Source organism: Streptomyces sp. NPDC059787 (assembly GCF_042732315.1).
Classification (GTDB): Bacteria; Actinomycetota; Actinomycetes; order Streptomycetales; family Streptomycetaceae; genus Streptomyces; species Streptomyces atrovirens.
Genome location: NZ_JBHWHX010000006.1, coordinates 147,839 through 173,069 on the forward strand (window position 1 = coordinate 147,839; position 25,231 = coordinate 173,069).

Here is a 25,231-nt window from a genome sequence, read left to right on the forward strand (position 1 = left end):
CACGCGATACGCTGTTCGGGCGCCGTCCTGTGCGCGGCGGGGCCCGCCCCCTCGAAGGGCCGTGGCGGGTGCGCCGTACCATGGACGGCTGAAAGCAGGAGCACCCGCTCCATGAACGGACTCACTGTGCACGAACCTCCCACCGCCTCCACCTCCTGGCGCGTCGCGCTGCCGCACACCACCGCGGCGGTGCCCGTGGCTCGTGCGCTGGTCCGTACGGCGCTGGCCGAGCGGGAGCACTCCGCCGACTGCGACACCGCGGAGCTGCTGACGGCGGAGCTGGTGGCGAACGCCGTGGAGCACACCTCGGGGAGCACGCCGATAGAGCTGGTGGTGCGGCTGCTGCCGGCCGGCTGCCAGGTCGAGGTGCACGACGCCGACCCGGAGCCGCCCGGCGATCTCACCCGTCCGACGCCCCTCGGCATGCCCGACCCCTGGCAGGAGCACGGGCGGGGGCTGCTGCTGATCCGCACCCTCAGCTCGTCCTGCGGGCACCGCCCCACCGAGTCCGGCAAGGCGGTGTGGTTCCGGCTGCCGGGCCAGCGGCGCCCGGTCTGAGCGGGACGCGGGGGCTCAGGCGAGGGTCGCGACCAGGACGGCCTTGATCGTGTGCATACGGTTCTCCGCCTCGTCGAAGACGACCGAGTGCGCCGACTCGAACACCTCGTCGGTCACCTCCAGGGAGGTGAGCCCGTGGGCCTCGAAGATCTCCTGGCCGACCTTGGTGCCGAGGTCGTGGAAGGCCGGCAGGCAGTGCAGGAACCTGACGTCCGGGTTGCCGGTGGCGCGCAGGACGTCCATGGTCACCGCGTACGGGGCGAGGGCCTTGATCCGCTCGCCCCAGACGTCCTTGGGCTCCCCCATGGAGACCCAGACGTCCGTGGCGACGAAATCGGCGCCCGCGACGCCCTCGGCGACGTCCTCGGTGAGCGTGACACGCGCCCCGCTCGACACGGCCAGCTCCCGCGCCCGGTCGACGATCTCCTGGGCGGGCCAGTAGGCCTTCGGGGCGACGATCCGTACGTCCATGCCCAGCAGGGCGGCGGTCACGAGGTAGGAGTTGCCCATGTTGAAGCGGGCGTCGCCGAGGTAGGCGAAGGCGATGTCCGTGAGCGGCCTGTCGCTGTGCTCGGTCATCGTGAGCACGTCGGCGAGCATCTGGGTGGGGTGCCAGTCGTCGGTGAGCCCGTTGTAGACGGGCACCCCCGCGTACGCCGCGAGCTCCTCCACCTTGGCCTGGCTGTCCCCCCGGTACTCGATCCCGTCGAACATCCGGCCCAGCACCCGCGCGGTGTCCCTCACGGACTCCTTGTGGCCGATCTGCGAGCCGGACGGGTCGAGGTACGTCGTCGAGGCGCCCTGGTCGGCGGCCGCGACCTCGAACGCGCAGCGCGTACGCGTCGAGGTCTTCTCGAAGATCAGCGCGATGTTCCTGCCCCGCAGGTACCGGTGCTCGGTCCCGGCCCGCTTGGCGGCCTTCAGTTCGGCGGCCAGCTCCAGCAGGCCGAGGAACTCCGGCGCGGTGAGGTCCAGCTCCTTGAGGAAGTGGCGGCCGGCGAGGGCGGTCGGGACAGTCGCCATGGGGCGCTCCAGGGATGGGGGACACGAACCCTTGGAAGTGTATACGAAGTTTTGTATTTCTATACGGTACTGTCCACCGCGTCTCGCTGGACGGGACAGCTCATGCAGCGCGGCCCGCCCCTCCCCCGGCCCAGCTCGCTGCCGGGGATCTCTATCACCTCGATGCCCTGCTTGCGCAGGTGCGTGTTGGTGGTGGCGTTCCGCTCGTAGGCGACGACGACGCCCGGTTCGACGGCCAGGACGTTGCAGCCGTCGTCCCACTGCTCGCGCTCGGCCGCGTGCACGTCCTGGGTGGCGGTCAGCACCCGGATCTCGCTGAGCCCGAGGGCGGCGGCGATCGCGCGGTGCATGTGCTCCGGCGGATGGTCGGTGACCTTCAGCTCCTTGTCCCCCGCGCCCGGCTCGATGGTGTACGAGCGGAGCATGCCGAGGCCCGCGTACTGGGTGAAGGTGTCGCCGTCGACCATCGTCATCACGGTGTCGAGGTGCATGAAGGCGCGTCGCTTCGGCATGTCGAGCGCGACGATGGTCTCGGCGGAGCCGGCCGCGAACAGCTTGTGCGCGAGCATCTCCACCGCCTGCGGGGTGGTCCGCTCGCTCATCCCGATCAGCACCGCGCCGTTGCCGATGACCAGCACGTCCCCGCCCTCGATGGTGGACGGGTAGTCGGCCTGTCCCTCGGACCAGACGTGGAAGGGCTCCGCGCGGAACAGCGGGTGGTGCCGGTAGATCGCCTCGAAGTGCACGGTCTCGCGCTGCCGGGCCGGCCACCGCATCGCGTTGATGGCGACACCGTCGTAGATCCAGGCGGAGGTGTCGCGGGTGAAGAGGTGGTTGGGCAGCGGGCCGAGCAGGAAGTCGTCGAGCTCCATGGCGTGGAAGCGCACGGAGGTGGGCTCCGGGTGGGCGTCCAGGAACTCCCGCTTGGTCATCCCGCCGATCAGCACCTCGGCGAGCTCGGGCGCCGGGAGCGTCTCGAACGCGGCCCGCAGGTGGTCGGTGGCCAGCGGGCCGTACTCCTTCTCGTCGAAGACGCGGTCCAGGACGAGCGCGCGGGCCGCCGGGAGGTCCAGTGTCTCGGCGAGCAGGTCACCGAAGAGGTGGACGGTGACGCCCCGGTCGCGCAGGACGTCGGCGAACCCGTCGTGCTCGGCGCGCGCCCGGCGCACCCAGAGCACGTCGTCGAAGAGCAGGGCGTCCTTGTTGCTGGGGGTGAGCCTTTTGAGCTCGAGATCGGGCCGGTGCAGGATGACGCGGCGCAGCCGCCCGGCCTCGGAGTCGACGTGGTAGGTCATGCCTTTCATCCTGACCGTCCGGGCGCGTGTTCACCCCTGTCCCCGGGTCATCGACTCGGGCCGGGCCAGCAGCCGCCGCGCTCCGGGCCCGCGCTCCAGCCCGGCCCGGGCGACGATCCACCCGGCGAGGAGGTGCGGGTCACCGGGATCACGGGCCAGACCGTCGTCGTACCCGGCGAGCGCGGCGGCGGCGTTCCCGGCGGCGAGGTGTTCGTCGGGGGTGCGGGGGCCGGTGGGCGGGAGGGCGAAGGCGTGGGTGCGGACGTCGGGCCAGGGGGCGCGGTCGGGGCGGAAGCGGAGTTCGGCCGTCGTCGCCGGGTCCACGTTCCGCAGCCGCCATTCGGTGCGGTGCAGGACCGCTGCGGTGCGGGCGCGGGTCAGGGCGGCCTCGGGTACGGGTTCGCGCAGCCAGCCGTCCAGGGTCCGGGCGAGACCGGTGACCAGGGCGTGGCCGGTCTCGGTGAGGCGTCCGCTGGTGAGGAGGGTGCGTACGGCGAGCCTGCTCTGCGTCCGGCGCAGCGCGAAGTGGTAGGCGGCCGTATCGGCGTGCTCCGGGTCGGACAGCCGGTCCCGCCAGAACCCGGCGACGCCGGTGAAGGCGTAGGCGCCGTGCAGCAGGCCGGTGAGGTGGCGCGGGTCGGGGCGCCAGGGGGCGTAGTAGCGTTCCTCGCGGTCGTCGTCCAGCAGCGGGAAGAGGTGGATCAGCGCGGCGAGCTTGCTGTGCTGGAACTCGTGGACCAGCGCCTCGGCCAGGGCGAGCGGCGAGGAGGGGCGGGCGATGACCATCGCGCCGTAGGAGTCGCCGCTGGACGCGGAGACCCGTACGTCGGGCGGCGGCGGGGGCAGCAGGCTCGTCCGCGCCCACGGTACGACGGCCCGGATCACGGCGGGATCGAGCCGCCCGGGCCCCGCGCCCTTCCCGTTCGCGAGGATCGCCACGGCCTCGTCGAACAGCCCTTGCCAGGCCAGCGCCTCGTCGGCGTCCAGCCGGGCGGGCGGGACGGGGTCGTCGAGGTCGCGGTAGGGGTCCAGGTCCTCCAGGGGTACGGCGACGGGGCCGACCGTGAGGGTACGGAGGGGGAGCCAGCGGGTGTCGTCGGCGGGCGGTGCCTCGGTCACCGGCACGGGCACGGGGCGGCAGGTCAGGCTCGACCGCCGGCCGTCGCGTCCCGGACCGGTCAGGGTCAGCTCTCCGGCGCGGGTGCTCGCCCTGCCCGCCGACAGACCGGCCGCGCCGTCCGGGAGCCGGACCAGTCCCAGTCCCGGCAGGTGCAGCGCGCCGTCCTCCAGCGGGACGCTCAGCGACGCCTCCGTGCCGGTGTGCAGCGCGGCGACCACCGCGAGGGTGTTCATCCTGGCCGCCTCCACCCACAGCCGGGGGCCGTTCGCGGTGCCGTGCGCCCGGCGCAGCATGTGCGCGATCCAGGCGCCGGTCGTCGGCGCGAGCAGCAGCCGCTCGACCGGCTCCGGCGCCCGCCCGGACGCCTCCTTGAACACCCGCCACGCGTCAGCGACTTGACTGAGCGGGGTGGGAAGGTTCCAGAGCCGCTTGAGCAGGGTGCTCAGCAGCAACAACCGGCGGGCCCGCTCGCCCTGCTCGAGGAAGGCGACCCCCTCGGCGGAGTGCCCGCCTGCGGCGAACTCGTCGAAGAGGGTGGCGGGCATACGGAAGGGGGCGGGGGGCTCGCTGATCGTCACCGGGACCTCCGGTCGGTGGGAGGGCGTCCGGGAGCCCGAGGGCGCCCGGCACGGCGGGCCGTCACTCGGCCCGAGCGGGCTCGCCCCCGCCCCGCATGCTGTCGCGGGAGCGGAGCACCTCGGTCAGCAGGCGGGTGTCGGAGTGGAGCGGCGCCAGGCCCTCCACCGCGGTCAGGGGCAGTGCCGCGAGATCCGCCAGGTCCGACTCCCGGACAGGCGCGCCCGCCGTGACGGCCGGGTCCTGGACGGCCGCTGCGGCGTCGCGCTGAGCGGGCGGCTGATGCAAGGTGCGTCCCCCTTCTCACACGGCGGCACCCGATGCCACCGTGCCCCCCATTCCATCACGAACGCACCCACCGGCGTCGAATCGCCCGAACACGCTACCCCATCACGACCAACGGTTCGGTCATCGTACGAGGCCATGAATTCGGTTTGATGTCCGCAGAGTTCCGGCAGCGGGTCTACAGCGGCATGGGCGCCAGATCACACTCGATGCGGCGGTGTGTGCGTGCCGCGAAGAGCCAGGGGTGGTCCGCGCGGACCACCCGGGAGAATCCCGCCACCGCCCTGCTCTGCTGTTCGCCGGCCTCCGGTCCGCGGCCCAGGCCACGCAGGTCGAGGGCGAGGTTCGCGGCGCAGGACAGGGTCAGCGGATGGTCCGCACCGGCGACGACCGTGAGCTCCGCCAGACTGGCCTCGTCGATCTCGTACGCCCGCTCGAAGTCCAGCCGCGCGTAGGCGGTGCTGGCCTGCCCGATCCCCGCCGCCAGCGTCATCATGTGCCGGGGCCCGAGTACGGCGGTCATCCTGCGCGCCACGTCGTCCTCCCGTTCCCGCGCCGCGTCGAGATCTCCCAGGGCGCGCAGGGTGGCGATCAGGTTCGCCCCGGTCAGCAGTGTGTACGCGTGGTCCTCCCCGAGGAGTGCCGCATAGCGCCGTACGGTCTCCTCGCCCACTTCCCGGGAGAGTTCGAGGTCTCCGGCGAGACGCTGGTCGACCGAGAGGTTGACCGCCGTGGACAGCGAGTCGGAATGCCGGCGGCCGTACCGGGCCACGAAGCGGCGCAAGGTGTCCTCGGTGAGCTCCCGCGCCTCGTCGAGGGCTCCGTCCCGTCGTCGGCAGACCGCCAGATTGCGTGCGGCGCGCAGGGTGAGCGTGTTGTCCTCGCCGAGCGCGACGCGGGCCCGGAGATGCACGTCCTCCTGGAAGTCACGGGCGCCCGGGTAGTCCCCGCTCTCCCGCATGTCGATGGAGAGGGCGTTCAGGGTGTTCAGGGTGAGGAAGCTGGTGGGGCCGAACAGGGACTCGCGTTGCCGGGCGTTCTCCTGGTCCAGGGCCAGCGCCTCGTCGAACTGTCCGCACAGCCGCAGGTCGACGCCCCAACTGTGGGTGGCCCGCAGGGTGATCTCGTCGTCGGCCCCGAACTGGGTGCGCGCCAGCGTCGTGGCCTCCTCGCTGAGGTCCCGGGCCTCAGTGAACCGCCCCTGGTGACGTCGGGCGTCGGCCAGCGCGCAGAGCGAGTCGACCAGCTCCTCGGGATCGACCTCGATGTGCCGGGAGACCTCCAGGGCCCTCTCGGCGAGGGGAATGGCCTCGTCGATCTGGCCGCGCTGGAGCAAGGTGAACGAGAGGCTCTTCGCGATGCGGATGACATGGCCGTCCTCCTCGCCGGAGTCGGCGAGCCAAGCACTCCATGCCTGCCGGGCGAGGTCCGCGGCCCCCTCGTGGTTGCCCCAGTAGTAGAGGAAGAAGACGGTGTCGATGACGAGTTCCCGCACATAGGTGTCGGAACTGCCGGCCGCCTGGGAGGCGAGGATGTGCGGCAGCAGGGCCTGGTAGGCGGGCCATTCCTGCGCCGAGGCGTGATGGCCCAGCTTGGCGGCGGACAGCAGCTGGTGGGCGGCCTCCCTCATGGCCTGACGCTGTTCGGGACTGAGTTTGGCCAGGAGCACCGTCTGCAGCAGACGGTGCATCTGCAGGGTGTCCGTCCGAGGGTCCGTCTTGACCAGGGAGAACTGGCTGAGGTCGCGCACGGCCCGGCTGAGCTTGACGGATTCCCTCAGCAGGGGGTCGACTTCGGGCGTGATGTTGACGCCCCGGCCGCCGCGCAGGATGGAGCGCGGAATGGGTTCGGGGGCCATGCTGGCGCAGATGTCGAGGAGTTGGCGGGCACCGGGGTTGTTCTCCCTGATCCGCTCCAGCGAGATGTCCCAGGCCGCGGCCACGGAGACCGGATAGTCGGGGGCCGGGTCGAGTTCGAGGATGTCCGGGCTCCGCCGGGCGAGAAGGTCGAGGTACTCGTCGACGAGCATGCCGGTGACCGCGTGCCAGGCGCCCGCCTGTTCCACCGCGAGCGGCAGGTCACCGAGGGCGTGCGCCAGCCGGTCGGCGTCCTCCGCGGACAGATCCGAGGAGCGCTTCTGCAACAGCTCCACGGACTCCTCGCGCTCGAAGACGTTCACCGGCAGCGGGGTGGCGACCCGCTCCCAGCCGCGGTTGCGGGAGGTGACGATCACCTTCCCCGGCCCGTTCGTGGGGAAGTACTGGCGCACCACGTCGATGTCCTCGGCGTTGTCGAACACGAGGAGCCAGTCGTCGTACGGCACTCCGGTGCGCAGCGCTTCCAGGACGGCCCGCACCGCCGAACTGGCGGGGCCCTCCTGCCCCGGCTGGACGACCCCGAGCCGGGCGGCGAGACCGGCGAGCGCGGCCAGGATGAGACTCTCCCGCTCCGCGGGAATCCAGCAGATCACCTTGTAGCGGTGCTGGTTGCGGTAGATGTACTCGAGGACGAGCTGGCTCTTGCCGACGCCGCCCAGTCCGTGGAGCGCGTGCGGGAGCACGGCCGCCGTGTCCTGCGCGTCGAGTTGTTCCTCGACCGCCTGCAACAACGTCCTGCGGCCTACGAACGACGTGTTGCGCAGCGGAACGTTCACCAGAAGGGCGGGGGTCGAGGTCGTCTGCATGCCAGGCCTTGTCTCCGTGGGGTCACCGGACGGTCGTGAGGTCGCCGCGTCCGTATACGCGGATGATGCCCGGTCCGGCGCCGGATCACGTGACGCCTCGACCGGTTGCCGGGAACCGCCGGGGACGACGGCCGTGGGCCCGAGGTCCGCCTCGATCCTCCGGGCGCGTTCGGCGTACGGCCCCGACAACGCCCGCATCACCGCGAGTTCGGACTCCCGCCAGGCCCTGGCGGACGCCTCGGGCAGACCCGCTCCCGCCGGGTCCCGCAGTGCCGCGCGCAGTGCCACGCCGTGCGCTCCCGCGGCCGGCAGCTCTCCGAGGATCGATACGGTTCTGGCCAGCTGACTGCGGGTGGTGGTCGCGAGGAGGGCCTCGCGGACGCCCTCGGCGAACTCGGGCCGTCCCCTGCCGTCGGCGCCCCAGTCGATCAGGCCGCCCATCAGGATCTCGGCCAGGTGCTCCGGACCGGCTTCCGGCACGGTCCGCCGGCGTACCTGCTCGACGAGGTCGAACTCGAACGGGACGGCGGCCAGCCGGGTGGCGAGGCGCCGGGCGACCGGTGTGGCCACGGTGAAGAAGCGTCTGACCGCCCTCGCGGCGGCGCGCGGGGACCGCGGGGCGCGCAGCCCCCACGGCGTGACACTCGGCACGAGCGCTCCCGGCAGGACTGTCGGCAGGGTGCGGCACTCCCCCTTCTCGCCCGTGACCAGGTCGGCCCACGCGGCGAGCGACCCGGGCTTCAGGGACAGCACCGGGACGGGCAGCACGCCCTCGCCCGTGGACGGCAGGGGCCTGAGGGGGTCGAGGCCCTCGGGCGGTGGGCGCAGGACGACACGGTCGTTGGCCGCGCCGAGGCCGCCGGCCTCCAGGACCGCCGGGTAGGGGTAGAGCGAGGAACGGTGGCGCATATGGGGCGGCAGCAGATGCGTCACGGCCGTGGGGCCGGCCCGCCCCAGCCGGTCGAGCAGCGTGTCCGCCGCGGAGCCGGCCCAGCCGTGGGCGAGGCCGTCCGTGACGACCATGAAGAGGCGGTCCCGCCTCCCCTCGAGGAGTTCACCGATGCGGGCCGGGGTCCGCGCCCCGCTCCAGCGCAGCGAGGCGGGTCCGGTCGGGGGCAGGGTCAGGGACAGGGTCCGTACGCCCCTGAAGGCGCCGCTGTGTTCGGCGGCCGCGGCCAGGCCCGCCGTCTCCTCGCGCCAGACGGCCATGGTGGGGGCGTCGTCGACGAGGAGGACCAGGTCGAACGCGCGGGTGCTCGCGGGGCGGAACCAGGGCAGCCACAGGCCGTCGGTGATCCCGCGCTCGGCCGTGACCTCTTCGTCCAGCTCCACGGCGGTGTGCGAGGGGACGCGGCGCGCCAGCCGGTGCAGGGCGACCGCCAGTCGGGCCGAGCGCCGGCCGGAGCCCGGTGAGCGTCGGGTGGACTCGGGCAGCACGGGCGGGCCGAGCCGTATCCGGCCGGTCCCCTCGGGGTCGGGTACGGGCAGTGGCGTCGGGGCGGCGCCATGCTCGTCGTCCGGCGGGGCGGACCGCTCGGTGGCGGTCTCGGAGGGACCGGACGGCGGCGTGTCCCGCCCCGGCTCCCGCTCCCCGTCCGGCTCGGCGCCGGCCGCGGTCGTGCCCTCACCCGCCCGCTCCCGGTACGCGGCCAGCCACACGACGTCGGCCAGCTCCTGCCAGTGCGGTACCACGGTCACGTCCGGGCCGGCGGGGGCTCCGCCCTCGGCACCCGTGCCGGGCGCACGCTCCCTGGGCGACCCGTTCATCAGCGCCCCTTGGCCAGGTCTCGCAGCAGTGTCTCGATGAGTCTTTGGCCGTTGCCGTCGGTGCGGAAGCCGTCGACGGTGGTCAGCCGGGCGGCGTTCAGCAGCTGGTCGAGCGAGTGCGTGCCGCCCGCCCTGACCCGCTGGAGGAACATGTCGACCATGGCCTCCGCGTCCGGCGGCATGCTTCCCAGATGTCCCGACACGATGGCCAGGAGCTGTTCCCGTGTGGGGGCCTGCATCTCCAGGGGCAGACAGCGCCTGCGGAAGGCGGCCGGGAACTCGCGTTCGCCATTGCTGGTGATCAGCACGACGGGGAACTCGCGGCACTCCACCCGCCCCCCGGAAACCGGCGCGAACTGCCTGGGGTCGTCGGTGTGCACCCGGGCCGAGTCGGCTGTGTCACGGACCAGTTCGGGGATGTCGTAACTGCCGTTCTCCAGCACGTGCAGGAGATCGTTGGGCAGGTCGATGTCGCTCTTGTCCAACTCGTCGACCAGGAGGACGCGGGGGCGTTCGTAGGGCAGCAGTGCCGTGCCCAGGGGTCCCAGGGTGATGAAGTCGCCGAGGGCCGGGGGCTGCCCGCCGTCGGCCGGCGTCCGCTGTTCGGCCCCCTGCCAGGCGGCGATGGCCTGGGCGCGCCCGATGGCGTCGTAGGCGTACAGGCCGTCGCGCAGGGTCGTACGGCTGACTATGTTCCACTGCAGGACCCTGCCCAGGCGGAGTTCCCGGGAGAGGAGGTACGCGAGCGTGGACTTGCCGATGCCGGGCGGTCCGGTGATGAGCAGCGGACGGCGTAACAGCAGGGCGGCGTTGACCGTGTCGATCTGTTCCGGGCCGAGCTGCGGAACATGGTCGCCGGGGCCCAGCCGGCGCAGTGCGGCCTCGGGGTCGTCGGGCGGCGGGAACACGGGCGGACCGCCGCCGAAGCGGCGCCACGGCGGGGGTTCGGGCAGCCGGGACGGCTCGCCCGGGGCGCGGCCCGTCGCTCGGAACACACGCCAGTCGGTGCTGTCAGGGGCGTCCGGCCCGCTCATCATCCGTCCTCCTCGCTGTCGTGGTCGTCGAAGCCGTAGTCGGCGGCGGTCTGGATGTCGACCAGCCGGTGGGGGTCGTCCCAGAGGAAGGCGATGTGCCGCCCCAGGAGCAGGGGTCCCGCCACGTCGAGTCCGGCCGTGCGCCGCAGCCGGTGGATGGCGAGCGGGATCTGGGTCGGGGTGGGGACGGAGGAGAACACGGCGGTCACCACTTCGCGGCGCTCCTCGCTGAACTCGCCGCGGCGGTCCCAGACGGCGAGGCCGAGGCCTTCGGCGATGGCCGCCTTCACCGCTTCGGTGGCCGCGCCGCCGTCCGGGGCGTCGAGCACCGCGGCCGTACGGCTGGGTTCGGAGGCCAGCGCGGCCTGCCAGACGTCCGGTCCGGTACGGTCCGACGTCCGCCAGCCGTGGACTCCGATCCCCCGGCTGCGCAGGGTCTCCCAGCGCTCCAGCCACTGCGCCCGGACCAGCAGGTCGTCGGTGCGCATCCGTTCCAGGCTGCGCAGGTGGACGCCGTACTTCAGGCCGAGGGGCTCGGACCTGCCGTCCACCGATCTGACGGTCAGCCCGGCCATGTCGTGGTTGAGCAGGTCGTAGGGGAGGACGAACTCGACGTAGGGCGGCGTCTGTCCCGACAGGACGGAGGGCTGGGCGTTCGGCGCGGGCGTAAGACGTACGACCTGTCGCAGCACGCGTTCGACGGCCCGGCCGAGACCGTCCAGGCTCGTCGTCTCGGGTTCCGCGGCCCGGGGCTGCCAGCGGCCCGGGACGGTGTTCAGCCACGGGCGCACCACGACGTCGTCGGAGCCGTCACGGGCCGGCTCCACGGCCACGACCAGGCAGCGCGGGATCGTCGGGTCCACGGTGGTCTCGGCCCGCTCGGCCCGCCGGCGTTCCAGGGCGGTGAGCAGGCCCGCCCGCCGGGCCCAGCCGCTCGCCCACTCGGACAGGGCGAGGCGCCGGTCCGGCGAGGGCGTCAGCTCCGCGGCGTGCTCGATCAGGAGGACCGTCGGCGGCAGGCCGTCCGGCTGTACGTTCAACTCCGCGGCGTACGTGAAGAGCTGGACCGGTGAGAGGCCGGGCGGCAGGTCGAGGTGCAGGTCGCTCGCCAGTACGTTGCGCAGCGCGCCGGCGGGAAGAACGCCCTGTACGGTGCGCAGAAGCGCACAGGCGGTGTCCACGTCCTGTTGATCGACGGGGCCGGGCAGGGGATCGATGTCCGGCTCGCAGGGGCCCAGCAGCTCCTCGAACACGGCGGCGGCCGCGGCCCCTTCGAAGACCCGCACGACGTCGACGAGGACCCGCTCCCCCTCGTGGACGCTCAACGCCGCGCGCACCAGCGCGACGACGTCCTCGCGCAGTTTGGTGCCGCGCAGGTCGACGTGCTGGTTGAGCTCCTCGGACAGCATGCCGGCGAAGTACGAGCGCCCCGCCTGGTCCTCGAGGCAGCTCAGCCCGCACAGCGCCTCGGTCAGACGGAACAACAGATCCCTGCCCGGCGCGCGCCCCACCCCGTTCCATCCCGACGCTGTCTCCACCGACCTCCCCCCGCGAGCCGGTTCACCTGACGGACCAGCGAAGCTAGCACGCGAACTGCCGCGATCCAAGGGACGCCCGCTGACACCGGCCCGGTCCGGACAGGTCCTGGCAGAAACTGTCCGGACCGGTCGACGGCGTGCGTCCGACGGCTACAGCCGCGGGTCCACCGGCTCCGACTCCAGGGCCAGTACGGCGAAGACCGGCTCGTGGACGCGCCACAGCGGCTCGCCCTCGGCGAGGCGGTCCAGGGCCTCCAGGCCGAGGGCGTACTCGCGCAGGGCGAGGGAGCGCTTGTGGTTGAGGAAGCGGTTGCGCAGGCGGGCCAGGTTCTCCGGGCGGGTGTACTCGGGGCCGTAGATGATCCGCAGGTACTCGCGGCCCCGGCACTTGATGCCGGGCTGCACCGGGCGGCCCTTCCCGTCGTGCACCAGGGCGCCGACCGGTTTGACGACCATGCCCTCGCCGCCGCGTCCGGTCATCTCCAGCCACCAGTCGACTCCGGCGCGTACGGACTCGGGGTCGGCCGTGTCGACGTAGAGGCGGCGGGTGGTCTGCAGCAGGCCGGTGGTGTCGTGCTCGACCAGGCGGTCGATGAGGGAGAGCTGCTCGTCGTGGGGCAGGGCGGCGAGGCTGCGGCCCTGCACGGCGAGGATCTGGAACGGGGCCAGGCGGACGCCGTCCAGGCCGTCGGTGGTCCAGCAGTAGCGGCGGTACGCGTCGGTGAAAGCCGAGGCGGAGTCGGCGCGTTCGCGCTGGCGGTTCAGCAGGTCCCTGACGTCCACGCCGCGGGCCGCGGCGCCCTCCAGGGCCGCCAGGGCGCCCGGGAGGACCGCGCCGGAGGCGGCGCCGACCGCCGCGTACTGGGAACGCAGCAGCCCGGACGCCTTCAGCGACCACGGCATGAGCTCGGCGTCCAACAGCAGCCAGTTGGTGTCCAGTTCGTCCCAGAGTCCGGCCTCGGTGACCGCCGTGCGCAGCCGGCCGAGGATCTCCTCCGTGACGGCCCGGCCGTCGAAGAAGGGGCGGCCGGTGCGAGTGTAGAGCGAGCCGGTCGGGCCTCCCGTGACGCCGAAGCGCTTGGCGGCCACGTCGGCGTCGCGGCAGACCAGGGCGACCGCGCGGGAGCCCATGTGCTTCTCCTCGCACACGACCCGGGCGACACCGTCCCGCTCGTACTGGGCGAACGCCTCGACCGGGTGCTCCAGGTAGCCGTCGAGGTGCGAGGTGGCGGTGGGGGCCATGGTCGGCGGGAGGTACGGCAGCAGGCGCGGGTCGATCGCGAAGCGGCTCATGACCTCCAGGGCCGCGGCGGCGTTCTCCTCGCGGATCGATATCCGGCCGTGGTGCCGGGTCTCGACGAAGCGGCGGCCGTGCACGTCCGCCAGGTCCAGCGGGCGGCCCTCGTGACCGCCGGGGGCCTCGGTGTGCAGCGGGCGGGCCGGCTCGTACCAGACCCGCTCGGCCGGTACGTCGACCAGTTCCCGCTCCGGCCAGCGCAGCGCGGTGAGCTTGCCGCCGAAGACGGCGCCGGTGTCCAGGCAGATGGTGTTGTTGAGCCAGGTCGCCTCCGGGACGGGGGTGTGGCCGTAGACGACGGCGGCCCGGCCGCGGTAGTCCTCCGCCCACGGGTAGCGCACGGGCAGGCCGAACTCGTCGGTCTCGCCGGTGGTGTCGCCGTAGAGGGCGTGGCTGCGGACCCGGCCGGAGGTGCGGCCGTGGTACTTCTCCGGCAGACCGGCGTGGCAGACCACCAGCCGGCCGCCGTCGAGGACGTAGTGGCTGACCAGTCCGTCGATGAACTCCCGCACCTCGGCGCGGAACTCCTCGCTCTGCTCGTCCATCTGTTCGATGGTCTCGGCGAGTCCGTGGGTGTGCTGGACCTTGCGGCCCTTGAGGTACCGGCCGAACTTGTTCTCGTGGTTGCCGGGCACGCACAGCGCGCTGCCCGCCTTCACCATGGCCATCACGCGGCGCAGTACGGCGGGGCTGTCCGGGCCGCGGTCGACGAGGTCGCCGACGAAGACGGCGGTACGGCCCTCGGGGTGCACGCCGTCGGCGTAACCCAGCTTGCCCAGCAGCGCCTCCAGTTCGGTGGAGCAGCCGTGGATGTCGCCGACGATGTCGAAGGGGCCGGTGAGGTGGGTGAGGTCGTTGAACCGCTTCTCGGTGACGACGGCGGCGTGCTCGACCTCCTCCGCACCGCGCAGCACATGTACCTTGCGGAACCCCTCGCGCTCCAGGTGCCGCAGGGACCGTCGGAGTTCGCGGGTGTGGCGCTGGATGACCCGGCGGGGCATGTCGGCGCGGTCGGTGCGGGCCGCGTTGCGCTCGGCGCACACCTGCTCGGGCACGTCGAGCACGATGGCGATCGGCAGGACGTCGTACCGCTTGGCCAGCTCGATCAACTGCCGCCGGCCGTCCTGCTGCACATTGGTCGCGTCGACGACGGTGCGGCGGCCGGCGGCCAGCCGCTTGCCGGCGATGTAGTGCAGCACGTCGAAGGCGTCGCGCGACGCGCTCTGGTCGTTCTCGTCGTCGGCGACCAGACCACGGCAGAAGTCGGAGGAGATGACCTCGGTCGGCTTGAAGTGGCGGCGCGCGAAGGTCGACTTGCCCGAACCGGAGGCGCCGACGAGCACCACGAGGGAGAGGTCGGTGACGGGCAGGGTGCGGCCTCGCGGCTGCGGGGTCCCGGTGGTGGTGGTCATGCGGCCTTCGCCTCCTTCACAGTGCCGGCCGTGAACACGGCCATCTGGGTGGGCGGTCCGACCTCGGGGTCGTCCGGGCCCACGGGCACGAACTCGACGCCGTAGCCGTGCCGTTCGGCGACTGTCCGCGCCCAGGCGCGGAACTCCTCACGGGTCCACTCGAAGCGGTGGTCGCCGTGCCGGACATGGCCGGCCGGGAGGGTCTCCCAGCGCACGTTGTACTCGACGTTGGGGGTGGTCACGAGGACCGTACGGGGGCGGGCGGCACCGAACACCGCGTACTCCAGGGCGGGCAGCCGGGGCAGGTCGAGGTGCTCGATCACCTCGCTGAGCACGGCGGCGTCGTAGCCCCCCAGCCGCTTGTCGGTGTAGGCCAGCGACCCCTGGAAGAGCTGGACGCGCGCCGCCTGCCGCTCCCCCATGCGGTCCAGTTTGAGCCGTCGGGAGGCGATGGTGAGCGCCCGCATCGACACGTCGACGCCGACGATCTCGGTGAAGGACGGGTCCTTGAGCAGTGCCTGTACGAGCTGGCCCTGGCCGCAGCCGAGGTCGAGCACCCGGGCGGCGCCACAGGCGCGGAGCGCGGCGAGGATCGCCTCCCGCCGCTGCACGGCGAGCGGGGTCGGCTTCTCCTCGGACTCGGTCTCCGCCGCCACGGCGTTGTCGATCTCCTCGACGTCGCTGTCGTCCGCCTCGGCCAGCCGGACCAGCTCGAGGCGCTCCATCGCCTGCCGGGTCAGCGACCAGCGGCGGGAGAGGTAGCGGCTGGTGATCAGCTTCTGCTCCGGGTGCGCGGGCAGCCAGCCCTCACCGGCCCGCAGCAGCTTGTCGACCTCGTCGGAGGCGACCCAGTAGTGCTTGGCGTCGTCGAGGACGGGGAGCAGGACGTAGAGGTGGCGCAGGGCCTCGGCGAGGGTCAGCGTGTCCGCCTCCAGGACCAGGCGCACGTACCGCGAGTCGCCCCACTCGGGGAACTCGGCGTCCAGGGCCACGGGCTCGGCGGTGACCGTCCAGCCGAGCGGCTCGAAGAGCCGGCGGACGAGTCCGGGGCCGCCGCGGGCGGGCAGCGCGGGCACCTCGACGCGCAGGGGGCGCGGCTGCGCGGGCAGCTCCGGGCGGGCGGCGCACACACCGCGCATGGCGCTGGAGAAGACACCGCTCAGCGCGACGGCGAGCAGGGAGGACGCCGCGTACGGGCGGTCGTTGACGTACTGCGCGAGTGCCGCGTCGGGAGCGCCGCCACGGCCCTTGCCCTTGCCGCGCCGGACCAGTGCCACCGCGTCCACCTCCAGCAGCAGCGCCGCCGTGCAGCGCTCGGCGTCCGCCTCGGGGTAGAGGACGTGGGCCGTGCCGTAGGACGTGGAGAACGCCTGCGCCTTCTCGGGATGCTTGTGCAGCAGGAAACCGAGGTCGGTCGCCGGGCGCTCGGCGGAGCCGGTGGTACTGATCGTCAGGAACACGGTGGTTACACCTCGGGAAACCTTCTGAGCTGGGGATACACGCCGGGTTCGGGCGTACGGTGCCAACGTACCGGGAACAGTCGGGGATGCTCCGGGAATTTACGGGCGGATGCGGCGGGGCCGCCCGTTCCGTACGGACGGCCCCGGTTCTCGTGGAGCTCGTGTCTACGACAGCTGGGACTGGACCTGGGCGGAGATCAGTTCCAGGTGGTCGAGGTCGTGCAGGTCGAGGACCTGGAGGTAGATGCGGCTGGAGCCGGTCTCGGCGTAGCGGCCGATCTTGTCGACGACCTCGGCCGGGGAGCCCGCCAGGCCGTTGGTCCTGAGTTCGTCGACCTCGCGGCCGATCGCGGCGGCGCGGCGGGCGACCTCCTGGTCGTCCTTGCCGACGCAGACGACGAGGGCGTTGGAGTAGACGAGGTCGCCCGGGTCGCGGCCGGCCTCCCGGGCGGCGTCGCGGACCCGGTCGAACTGGCGCACGGTGTCCTCGATGCCGGCGAAGGGCATGTTGAACTCATCCGCGAACCGGGCCGCCAGGCGCGGGGTGCGGGTCGCGCCGTGGCCGCCGATGAGGACCGGCACCCTGGGCTGGGCCGGCTTGGGGAGCGCGGGGGACTTGGTGAGGTCGTAGTAGGTGCCGTGGTGGTCGAAGGTCCGGCCGGTCTCGGTGGCCCACAGGCCGGTGACGATCTCCAGCTGCTCTTCGAGGCGGGCGAACTTCTCCTTCGGGAAGGGGATGCCGTACGCCTTGTGCTCCTCCTCGAACCAGCCCGCGCCCAGGCCGAGTTCGACACGGCCGCCGGACATCTGGTCGACCTGGGCGACCTGGATGGCGAGCACGCCGGGGAGGCGGAAGGTGCCGGCGGTCATCAGGGTGCCGAGCCGGATGCGGCTGGTCTCGCGGGCGAGGCCGGCGAGGGTGATCCAGGCGTCGGTGGGGCCGGGCAGGCCGTCGGCGGAGCCCATGCTGAGGTAGTGGTCCGAGCGGAAGAAGGCGTCGAAGCCGAGGGCTTCCGTGGCCTTGGCCACGGTGAGGAGGGTGTCGTAGGTGGCGCCCTGCTGGGGCTCGGTGAAGATGCGAAGATCCATGGCTCCATCCTGCACGCTTGCGAGGTGCCCTGCGGCGGTGCGGGCCGGGGGGTGTTCTCGCAGCCCGGCGTTTGCGGGGCGCCGTCGCGCCCACCCGTGCCGCCCCAGCGGCACGACCGCCCGCGGGAGCGGGGGCGTGTGTCAGCCGGCCTCCCGAGCCGCCCAGCCGCACGACCGCCCGCGGGAGCGGGGGCGTGTGTCAGCCGGCCTCCCGAGCCGCCCCTGCGGCACGACCGCCCGCGGGAGCGGGGGCGTGTGTCAGCCGGCCTCCCGAGCCGCCCCTGCGGCACGACCGCCCGCGGGAGCGGGGGCGTGTGCCAGCCGGCCTCCCGAGCCGCCCAGCCGCACGACCGCCCGCGGGAGCGGGGGCGTGTGTCAGCCGGCCTCCCGTTCCGGTAGGGCCTCGTCGCGGGATGTCAGTTTGCGGAGCATTTCCTGGACGCGGTCGCGGGACTCGTCCGCCGCGTCGATGGCCTCCATGCACTGCCAGTACGTCGCCTCGTCGTCCGCGGAGCAGGCGAGGCCCACCAGGGCGATGCCGACCTCGCCGAGCAGGCCGCCGAGGTGCATCAGGACCGGGCGGGGCTCGCCCAGCTCGGTGAGCTGGGCCGCGCGCAGTTCGCCCGGGCCGAGTTCCGGCGTGCCCAGCACTCCGCAGCCGCGGCCCGCCAGTTCGACCAACCCCAGCGCTTCGCCCCGCAGTTCGGGCGGGCCGACGACGGCGAGGCGGCTCCCCGCCGCCTGCGCCAGGGCCTGCGCCTGCCACACCTCGGTCAGCAACTCCCGTACGCCGCCGCCCGCGGCCAGGGCGCGCCTGCTTGTCACGATGAGCCGCACAGCGTCCATGCGCTGCCCCCGTCTGTCCGACGCGCTGCCCACGCGTCCGCATCCGTTGAACTCCCTTGTTCACTACCCAGAGTGAGGGCACGTGAGACAAAAAGCCAGAGGAAGACCGAAATCTGCGGACAACGAATCGAACAGGGCTCACTTTTTACTTACGGAGAGTGACCGGACGGCTCTCCTTTCGGGAACCTGCGCTCGTTGCGGTCGATCTTCGCCGCCAGCGCGGCCAGCGGATCGACACCCAGCACCTCGCAGAACTGGAGCAGGTACGCGAGGACATCGGCGACCTCGTCGTTCACCCGGTGCGCGGTGTCCGGGTCGTCCATGACGCGGGCGGACTCCTCGGGCGTCAACCACTGGAAGATCTCCAGGAGTTCGGACGCCTCCACGCTGAGCGCGGCGGCGAGGTTCTTCGGGGTGTGGTACGGCTGCCAGTTCCGGGCGGCGGCGAACTCGGCGAGCCGGTGCCGGAGCCCCGCGAGGTCGTACGGATCAGTCACGGTCCAGGTGTACCACCGTCACCCCGCTCACCCCCGCCACCCAGGAGGCGTCGCTCACCGCGCCGGCCAGCCGGATGTGCCCGCGCTCGCACATCCGCGCCGCCAGGCGCAGCAGCTCGCCCCGCTGCCCCGGATCGAGCGCCCGGTCCAGCCCGTCGGCGAGGACCGTGAGGGTCTGGAGCGCGGCCGGGACCTCGCCGGGCGCGTCGACCTCCAGCACACCGGGGCCGGTGAGCAGCACCAGGGCGAGGGCGGCGTACCGCAGCTCGCCGTCGCCGAGGCGGCGCAGATCCGTACGGGTGCCGTCGCCCCGGTCGAGGAGGGCGCGGACCAGGCGGCCGGTGTCGTACGGCTCGGCGAGCAGGTCGGTGACCGGCCCGGCGCATCCGGCGCGCACCGCCTCCACGAGGAGGGCGTGCCGGCGTCCGCACTCGGCGCGGGTGCGCCACAGGACGTCGGCGAGGTTGTCGCAGCCGCCGAGCAGCCGCCCGGTGCCGGTCGGGACGGGGTCCCGCATCCGTTCGGGGCGGGGATCGCAGGGGAAGACGGACCGCAGGGCGACCACCATCTGCTCGGCGGCGGCGAGCACCCTGCGCTGTCCGAAGGTCTTGCCGGAGACGCGCAGCGGCAGCAGTGCGGTGCCGAGCCGGTCGTCCGGCAGCGGGGCGCGGGTCACCGGGGCCGCCCCGGCCGTGTGCCAGGCGGCCTGTACGGTGCGCCGGCCGGGGTCGCGCAGGGCGGTCTCCAGGAGGACCACCCCGTTCGCCGTCAGCCGCTCCCCCACGATCCGCAACCCGGGTTCGGCCTGTACGGCGACCTCCAGCCGGACCGGTCCCTCGGGGCCGTCGGCCGTGCAGCCGATGCGGAAGCCGCGGCGGCGCTGGGCGTCGGCGCGGGCCCGCTCCGGCACGCAGGCGCCGGGTTCCGGGAACGTCTCCCCCAGCTCGGCCCCGCCGCCGAGCCGGGCGAGCGCCTCGTACGCCCGCAGCGCGCTGGTCTTGCCGCTTCCGCTGGGCCCGGCGAGCAGGGTGAGCGCCCCCAGCGGGAGCGCCACGCCGCGGTGTCCGGCGAAGGCGGACAGCAGCAGCTCGGTGACGCGCGGCCGGTCGGGGTGGCCCACGGTGCCGCCGGCCCGTCCGTCCGCCAGGGACCGCGGGCGATCGTCGGCTCCGGCGGGCCGCGCGGCCGGCAGATCCGGTGCGGCCGGGCCCGAAGGGGCGGGCGACGAGCTCATGTCCGGGCGGGGCAGGGAAGGTGGGGTCATGTGCGGACGCTATGGGGGCCGGTGCGTGGCGAACCGTTCCGCTCGGTGGGCCTTCCCACGATCGGGCGACGCGCGTCCCGGTGCCGGCCGGGGGTTGGTCGCGCGGCCCGGCGCTTACGGGGTGCCGTCGCGCCCACCCGTGCCGCCCCAGCGGCACGACTGCCCGCGGAAACGGCGGGATGGCGACGCAACTGCCGCGGAAACAGCGGGATGGCGGCACGACTGCCCGCGGAAACGGCGGGGTGGCGGCACGGCTGCCCGCGGGAGCGGGGGCTCACGCCCCCGGAACCCCCACGCCCTCCATCAGTCCCGTGACCTCCGTGCCGGACGGGGTCAGGAGGAAGACGTTGCGGTCGACCCGGTGCATGCCGCTGGCCAGGCCGAAGACGACGCCCGTGCTGAAGTCCAGGACCCGTTTGGCGGTCTCGGTCTCCGCGCCGGTCAGGTCGAGCAGGACCGGTATCCCGGACATCAGTGTCTCGGCCACATCGCGGGCGTCCGCGAACACGTTCACGCGCAGGACGACGAAGCGGCGGCGCGCCTCCGTCGGGGCCTCGGGCAGCGCGCGGTGGCCCACCGCGGACGGCCACGCGTCGCGGCCCCGCAGCGGAACGACCTGGGCGAGCCCCTCCCACTGTTCGTCGGTGACATCGTGGCTGTTCACCGGCATGCTCCGTCCCCTGTCGCGCTGACTGTCTGCATCGGGCAATTCTTACTCATGGTCACCCGTTCGGCCCAATAACGACACGCTCCGCCATCGCGGGGCGTGCGCACAGTGACGCTTGCCCCGGGCGCCCACGGGTACTCGGCGCGCCGCCGAGGGCGATGAGGGGGAAGTCGACGTAGAGGCGCTCGCCGCGGCGCTCACGGAGCGGGTCGACGGGGAGGTCCGGTTCGACGCGGGGAGCCGGACGGCGTACTCGACGGACGCGTCCGACTTCCGGCAGACGCCGATCGGCGTGGTCGTCCCGCGCAGTGTCGACGCGGCCGTGGAGGCGGTGGCGGTGGCCCGGGAGCACGGTGCGCCCGTGCTGTCGCGGGGCGGCGGTGTACCGGCGACTGCGGGTGCTGCGGGACACGTACGGCGACTTCGGCTACCTCGGTGACACCGGGCCCAGCCTGTACGGGCACTTCGGGCACGGCTGTGTGCACACGCGGATCCCGTTCGACCCGTACAGCGCGGAAGGGGTGGCGACGTACCGGAGGTTCATGGAGCGGGCGGCCGATCTGATCGCGGAGTTCGGCGGTTCGTTCTCCGGGAGCACGGGGACGGGCAGAGCCGGGGCGAGCTGCTGCCCCGGATGTTCGGGGAGCGGGGGTTCCGGGGGCAGCGCCCCCGGGGACGGGAACGGGAAGGGGCGGTGGGGGCGGGCTCTCGTTGACCCGCGCCGCCCGGGCCGGTTGCATGGGCGTATGGCTGGTGATGGGGACGGTGGCGTGGGACAGGTGCGTGGCTTCGAGACGCAGGAGGACTGGGAGGCGTGGCTTGAGGAGCATCAGGGGGACGTCGACGGTGTGTGGCTGAGGATTCCGAAGAAGGGGTCCGGGATCACCGGGGTCGACTACGCGACCGCCCTGGAGTCGGCGCTGTGCTACGGCTGGATCGACGGGCACAAGAAGGGGCTGGACGACACCCACTGGCTCCAGCGGTTCACCCCGCGGCGGGCGCGCAGCCGCTGGTCGGCGGTCAACCGGCAGAAGGCCCTCGATCTCATCGAGCAGGGGCGTATGCGGCCGTCCGGGCTGCGCGAGGTGGAGCGGGCGCGGGCGGACGGCCGCTGGGAGGCCGCGTACGCGAGCCAGAGCACGGCGACCGTCCCCGACGACCTGCGGGCCGCGCTGGACGCGGCACCCGGAGCCGGTGACTTCTTCGGCACCCTCGACAGCCGCAACCGGTACACGATCCTCCACCGCATCGAGGAGGCCAAGCGGCCCCGGACCCGGGCGGCCCGGATCGAGAAGTTCGTCGCCATGCTCGCCGAGGGGCGGAAGATCCACCCGTAGACACACCCGTGGACGTACCCGTGCCGACGGGTCAGCCCGCCGTCACCGCCTCCGCCGCCGCCACACCGCAGACGCGGGCCGCGCCGTGGGTGGCGATGTGCGCCGCGCCGCGCGGCGGCGACTGCGGTACGCCCATCTCCACGACCACGGTGGACGGGTCGGCGGCGAGCAGGGTGTCCAGGGCCGTGCGCATCCACGGGTGCCGGTGCTCGTCGCGGACCACGGCGACGACGCGCCGGCCGGCCGCCGCCTTCAGCGCCTGCTCGCCGGCGTCGGGGCCGGTGAAGCCGCCGGTGGTGGTGCCCGGCAGCAGCCGTTCCAGCTCCGCGCCGACGCCCCACGGCGTCTCGTCGCCCACGGCGATGTTCGGGGCCGGGTTGAAGGTGGCCACGTACACCGGTCCGGTGACCGGGGCGGGGCCGCCGGCGCGGGTGACGGTGACCGCGCGGCGGGCCGCCGTGAGGCCGATCTCCGGCTCGGGTGCGACGGCCGCGGCCGGGGAGCGTCGTACGCCCGCGGTCCAGTCGGCCAGGGCGCGCACCCGGGCGGCGGCGTCGGCGAGCCGCTCCTCGGGGAGTTCGCCGGAGCGTACGGCGGCGATCAGCGCGTCCTGGAGGCTCTGCACGGTGCCCTCGTCGCACAGCCCGCCGCCCACGCAGATCGCGTCGGCGCCGGCGGCGATGGCGAGGACGACCCCGTGCTCCAGGCCGTAGGTGCCGGAGATGGCGCGCATCTCCATGCCGTCGGTGACGATCAGGCCGTCGTAGCCGAGTTCGCCGCGCAGCAGGTCGGTGAGGATGCGGCGGGAGAGCGTGGCCGGGCGGTCCGGGTCGAGGACCGGGACGCGGATGTGGGCGCTCATGACGGCGCGGGTGCCGGCCGCGATGGCCGCCCGGAACGGCTGGAGTTCCCGTTCGTGGAGCGTGGTGGCGTCGAGGTCGATGTGCGGGATCGCGTGGTGGGAGTCGACGCTGGTGTCGCCGTGGCCGGGGAAGTGCTTGGTGCAGGCGGCGACGCCGGTGGACTGCAGGCCCTCGACGTAGGCGGCGGTGTGCCGGGCGACCAGGGCGGTGTCGCCGCCGAAGGAACGCACGCCGATCACCGGGTTGTCGGGGTTGGCGTTGACGTCGGCGGACGGCGCCCAGTTGAAGTTGACCCCGCACTCGGCGAGCCGGCGGCCCAGTTCGCGGGCGACGCCCCGGGTCAGACCGGTGTCGTCGACGGCGCCGAGTGCGTGGTTGCCGGGGAAGGAGGAGCCGGTGCGGACCTCCAGGCGGGTGACGTCGCCGCTCTCCTCGTCGATGGCGACCAGCAGGTCGTCCCGTTCGGCGCGCAGCTGCGCGGTGAGGGCGGTGACCTGCTCGGCGGTGGTGACGTTGCGGCCGAAGAGGGCGACGGAGGCGAGGCCCTCGGCCAGTCGCCGGCGCACCCAGTCGGGCGCGGTGGTGCCGGCGAAGCCCGGCTGCAGTACGGCCAGCGCGTCCCGGGTGAGGGTGTCGGTGCCGGTGGTGAATGTCGTCATCGGGTGGCGTTATCCCTTCACGGCGCCCGCGGTGAGGCCGCTGACGGCCCTGCGCTGCAGGTAGACGAAGAGGATCAGGATCGGGATGGCGAACAGGGAGGAGGCGGCCATGGTCGCGCCCCAGTCGTCGCCGAAGACGGTCTGGAAGCTGGACAGCCACAGGGGCAGGGTCTGCGCCTCGGCCTCCTTGTTGAGGACCAGCACGAGCGGGAACTCGTTCCAGGCGGTGATGAAGCCGAACATCGAGGTGGACATCAGGCCCGGCGCGAGCAGCGGCAGGATGACCCGGCGGAACGCGGTGAAACGGCTGCAGCCGTCGACCATCGCCGCCTCCTCCAGCTCCTTCGGCACGGCGGCGACGAAGCCGCGCAGCGTCAGGATGGTGAAGGGCAGGATCATCATCATGTAGAAGGCCGTGAGCGGCACCAGGCTGTTCAGCATCGAGGCGTCCCGCACGATCATGTAGATCGCGATGACCATGACCTCCCAGGGCGCCATCTGGGCGAGCATGAAGCCGATGATGAAGCCGCGCCGCCCCTTGAACCGCATCCGCACCAGGGTGAAGGACGTGGCCAGGGCGATGATCAGCGAGAAGACGACCGCGAGGACGGTGACGATCAGCGAGTTGCCGACGAAGGTCCAGAAGTTGTCGACGCCGATCGCGGTCTCGAAGTGCTCGAAGGTGACGTCGGTCGGGAACCAGACCGGGTTCTCCGAGATGATGTCGCCGGTCGGTTTGAACGCCGTGGCGAACATCCAGTACACGGGGAAGACGAAGCCGATGAACAGGACGACGGCCGTGACGTTGGGCCACAGGCGGCCGAAGAGCGAGCGCTTCACAGCTCGTCCTCCTCTTGCTTGAGCACGATCCTGAGGTAGTAGGCGGTCAGGCCGAGCAGGATCAGGATGGTCAGGACGGCGATCGCCGCGCCCATGCCGTAGTGCTGGTTGCCGACGCCCTCGACGTAGGCGTAGACGGGCAGGATCTCGGTGAGCCGGTCGGGGCCGCCGCCGTTGAAGGTGAAGACCTGGACGAACGCCTTGAAGACCCAGATGACCTCCAGGAACGTCGTCGCGTAGAGGAACGGCCGCAGGAATGGCATGGTGACCGTGGTGAAGCTCCGCCAGGCGCCGGCGCCGTCGAGGGACGCGGCCTCGTAGAGCTCCTTCGGGATGGTGGTGGTCGCCGCGTAGAGGTTGATCGCGACGAACGGGATGGACATCCACACGATCAGCAGGGTGACGACGAAGAACGTCGACATCTGGCTGCTGGTCCAGCTGTAGTCGGCCATGGAGTGCCAGCCGAGCTTGTCCAGGACCCAGTTGACGACGCCGAAGCGCTGGGCGAACAGCCACTGGTAGACGGTGGTGGCGGCCACGACCGGCATCGCCCAGGCCAGCACCAGGCCGAGCAGCAGGGTGAACCGCATCCGCTTGCCGAGGCGGGCGAGCAGCAGACCGGTCAGCGTGCCCAGGACCATGATCAGGGCGACGTTGGCCGCCGTGAACAGGATCGAACGGAGGGTGACCCGCCAGAAGTCCTCGCCGGTGAGGACCTCTTCGTAGTTGTCGACGCCGTTCCATTCGGTGACGTGCTGGATGAGCTGCGCCATGTTGAGGTTCTGGAAGGACAGCAGCAGGTCCTTCAGCAGCGGCCAGCCGAGCAGCAGCACGGTGGCCGCGACGGCGGGCAGCAGCAACAGGTACGGGGCGAGCGCGCCGGCGCGCGACGCGGCTCGCGGTTTCTGCCCGCCGGGTCCTGTGTCGTCCGCCTTGCGGACGTCCGCCGGGCCGGAGGGCGGCCGTTCGGTCTGCACGGTCATGCTCGCGATCTCTCTTCTCGACGTACTCGACGCCGGGGCGGGGGGCGGGGCGGGGGCGGGCCCCCCCCCCCCACCCGCGCCGGCCCGCCCCCAACGGGATGGCCACGCGGGGATTTTTAAAAACCACCAACCACGAGT

19 protein-coding genes and 1 pseudogene are annotated in these 25,231 nt (G+C 72.8%); 3 read left to right on the plus strand and 17 right to left on the minus strand.

All coding sequences use genetic code 11. The features are described from left to right. Window positions 1-111 precede the first annotated feature (111 nt). A complete protein-coding gene (locus tag ACFV5H_RS08090) occupies window positions 112-558 on the plus strand; it encodes an ATP-binding protein (protein ID WP_385193465.1) in 447 nt (148 codons plus the stop codon). Window positions 559-573: 15 nt separating this feature from the next. Here ACFV5H_RS08090 and argF read toward each other — a convergent pair whose 3' ends face one another. The 14 genes from argF to ACFV5H_RS08160 form a co-directional block, all read right to left on the minus strand. Beyond that, on the minus strand, window positions 574-1,581 hold the full coding sequence (gene argF / locus ACFV5H_RS08095; RefSeq protein WP_385056128.1) for an ornithine carbamoyltransferase: 1,008 nt from the start codon (window positions 1,579-1,581) through the stop codon (window positions 574-576). Between the two features lie 59 nt (window positions 1,582-1,640). Further along, a complete protein-coding gene (locus ACFV5H_RS08100) occupies window positions 1,641-2,876 on the minus strand; it encodes an arginine deiminase (RefSeq protein WP_385056126.1) in 1,236 nt (411 codons plus the stop codon). Between the two features lie 30 nt (window positions 2,877-2,906). Beyond that, complete coding sequence (locus ACFV5H_RS08105) at window positions 2,907-4,574, minus strand: HEXXH motif domain-containing protein (protein WP_385193468.1); 1,668 nt, start codon at window positions 4,572-4,574, stop codon at window positions 2,907-2,909. A gap of 61 nt (window positions 4,575-4,635) precedes the next feature. Then, window positions 4,636-4,860, minus strand: coding sequence for a hypothetical protein (locus tag ACFV5H_RS08110; RefSeq protein ID WP_385056121.1), 225 nt, complete (start codon window positions 4,858-4,860; stop codon window positions 4,636-4,638). 175 nt (window positions 4,861-5,035) lie between these two features. Further along, entirely contained in the window at window positions 5,036-9,307 is a 4,272-nt protein-coding gene (fxsT, locus tag ACFV5H_RS08115; RefSeq protein WP_385056118.1) for an FxSxx-COOH system tetratricopeptide repeat protein, read from the minus strand. Continuing rightward, window positions 9,307-10,341 carry an AAA family ATPase gene (locus ACFV5H_RS08120; protein ID WP_385056116.1) on the minus strand — a complete coding sequence of 345 codons (1,035 nt, stop codon included), beginning with the start codon at window positions 10,339-10,341 and terminating at the stop codon, window positions 9,307-9,309. The genes fxsT and ACFV5H_RS08120 overlap by 1 nt, the downstream gene beginning before the upstream one ends. Next, on the minus strand, window positions 10,341-11,825 hold the full coding sequence (locus ACFV5H_RS08125) for a hypothetical protein (RefSeq protein ID WP_385056113.1): 1,485 nt from the start codon (window positions 11,823-11,825) through the stop codon (window positions 10,341-10,343). The genes ACFV5H_RS08120 and ACFV5H_RS08125 overlap by 1 nt, the downstream gene beginning before the upstream one ends. A 204-nt stretch (window positions 11,826-12,029) precedes the next feature. After that, entirely contained in the window at window positions 12,030-14,588 is a 2,559-nt protein-coding gene (locus ACFV5H_RS08130) for a polynucleotide kinase-phosphatase (RefSeq protein ID WP_385056112.1), read from the minus strand. Next, on the minus strand, window positions 14,585-16,048 hold the full coding sequence (locus ACFV5H_RS08135) for a 3' terminal RNA ribose 2'-O-methyltransferase Hen1 (RefSeq protein WP_385193471.1): 1,464 nt from the start codon (window positions 16,046-16,048) through the stop codon (window positions 14,585-14,587). The genes ACFV5H_RS08130 and ACFV5H_RS08135 overlap by 4 nt, the downstream gene beginning before the upstream one ends. A gap of 165 nt (window positions 16,049-16,213) precedes the next feature. Beyond that, the gene (locus tag ACFV5H_RS08140) at window positions 16,214-17,137 is read right to left on the minus strand and encodes an LLM class F420-dependent oxidoreductase (RefSeq protein WP_385193474.1); all 924 of its coding nucleotides are present in this window, start codon (window positions 17,135-17,137) and stop codon (window positions 16,214-16,216) included. Between the two features lie 375 nt (window positions 17,138-17,512). Then, window positions 17,513-17,983 carry a DUF6099 family protein gene (locus tag ACFV5H_RS08145; RefSeq protein ID WP_385056105.1) on the minus strand — a complete coding sequence of 157 codons (471 nt, stop codon included), beginning with the start codon at window positions 17,981-17,983 and terminating at the stop codon, window positions 17,513-17,515. Between the two features lie 149 nt (window positions 17,984-18,132). Continuing rightward, window positions 18,133-18,480 carry a nucleotide pyrophosphohydrolase gene (locus ACFV5H_RS08150; RefSeq protein WP_385193477.1) on the minus strand — a complete coding sequence of 116 codons (348 nt, stop codon included), beginning with the start codon at window positions 18,478-18,480 and terminating at the stop codon, window positions 18,133-18,135. Next, window positions 18,473-19,744, minus strand: a complete 1,272-nt coding sequence (locus tag ACFV5H_RS08155) for an ATP-binding protein (protein WP_385056100.1) — start codon at window positions 19,742-19,744, stop codon at window positions 18,473-18,475. Before ACFV5H_RS08155 ends, ACFV5H_RS08150 begins: the two co-directional genes overlap by 8 nt. Before the next feature lie 274 nt (window positions 19,745-20,018). Further along, window positions 20,019-20,414 carry a cell division protein SepF gene (locus ACFV5H_RS08160; protein WP_385056097.1) on the minus strand — a complete coding sequence of 132 codons (396 nt, stop codon included), beginning with the start codon at window positions 20,412-20,414 and terminating at the stop codon, window positions 20,019-20,021. A 335-nt stretch (window positions 20,415-20,749) separates the two neighbouring features. Here ACFV5H_RS08160 and ACFV5H_RS08165 point away from each other — a divergent pair. Both ACFV5H_RS08165 and ACFV5H_RS08170 read left to right on the plus strand, forming a co-directional pair. After that, window positions 20,750-21,060: pseudogene (locus ACFV5H_RS08165) on the plus strand (FAD-binding oxidoreductase); the annotation flags it as partial. A gap of 97 nt (window positions 21,061-21,157) precedes the next feature. Further along, window positions 21,158-21,748, plus strand: a complete 591-nt coding sequence (locus tag ACFV5H_RS08170; protein WP_385193480.1) for a YdeI family protein — start codon at window positions 21,158-21,160, stop codon at window positions 21,746-21,748. 31 nt (window positions 21,749-21,779) lie between these two features. Here the strand turns inward: ACFV5H_RS08170 and ACFV5H_RS08175 are convergent, their stop codons facing one another. From ACFV5H_RS08175 to ACFV5H_RS08185, 3 genes are read right to left on the minus strand one after another with little or no spacing between them, the layout of a single operon-like run. Beyond that, the gene (locus ACFV5H_RS08175; RefSeq protein ID WP_385193483.1) at window positions 21,780-23,270 is read right to left on the minus strand and encodes a glycoside hydrolase family 3 protein; all 1,491 of its coding nucleotides are present in this window, start codon (window positions 23,268-23,270) and stop codon (window positions 21,780-21,782) included. Window positions 23,271-23,279: 9 nt separating this feature from the next. Next, on the minus strand, window positions 23,280-24,110 hold the full coding sequence (locus tag ACFV5H_RS08180; protein WP_385193486.1) for a carbohydrate ABC transporter permease: 831 nt from the start codon (window positions 24,108-24,110) through the stop codon (window positions 23,280-23,282). After that, window positions 24,107-25,093 (minus strand): carbohydrate ABC transporter permease, encoded by a 987-nt coding sequence (locus ACFV5H_RS08185; RefSeq protein WP_385056086.1) that lies wholly within the window; start codon window positions 25,091-25,093, stop codon window positions 24,107-24,109. Before ACFV5H_RS08185 ends, ACFV5H_RS08180 begins: the two co-directional genes overlap by 4 nt. Window positions 25,094-25,231: the final 138 nt, after the last annotated feature.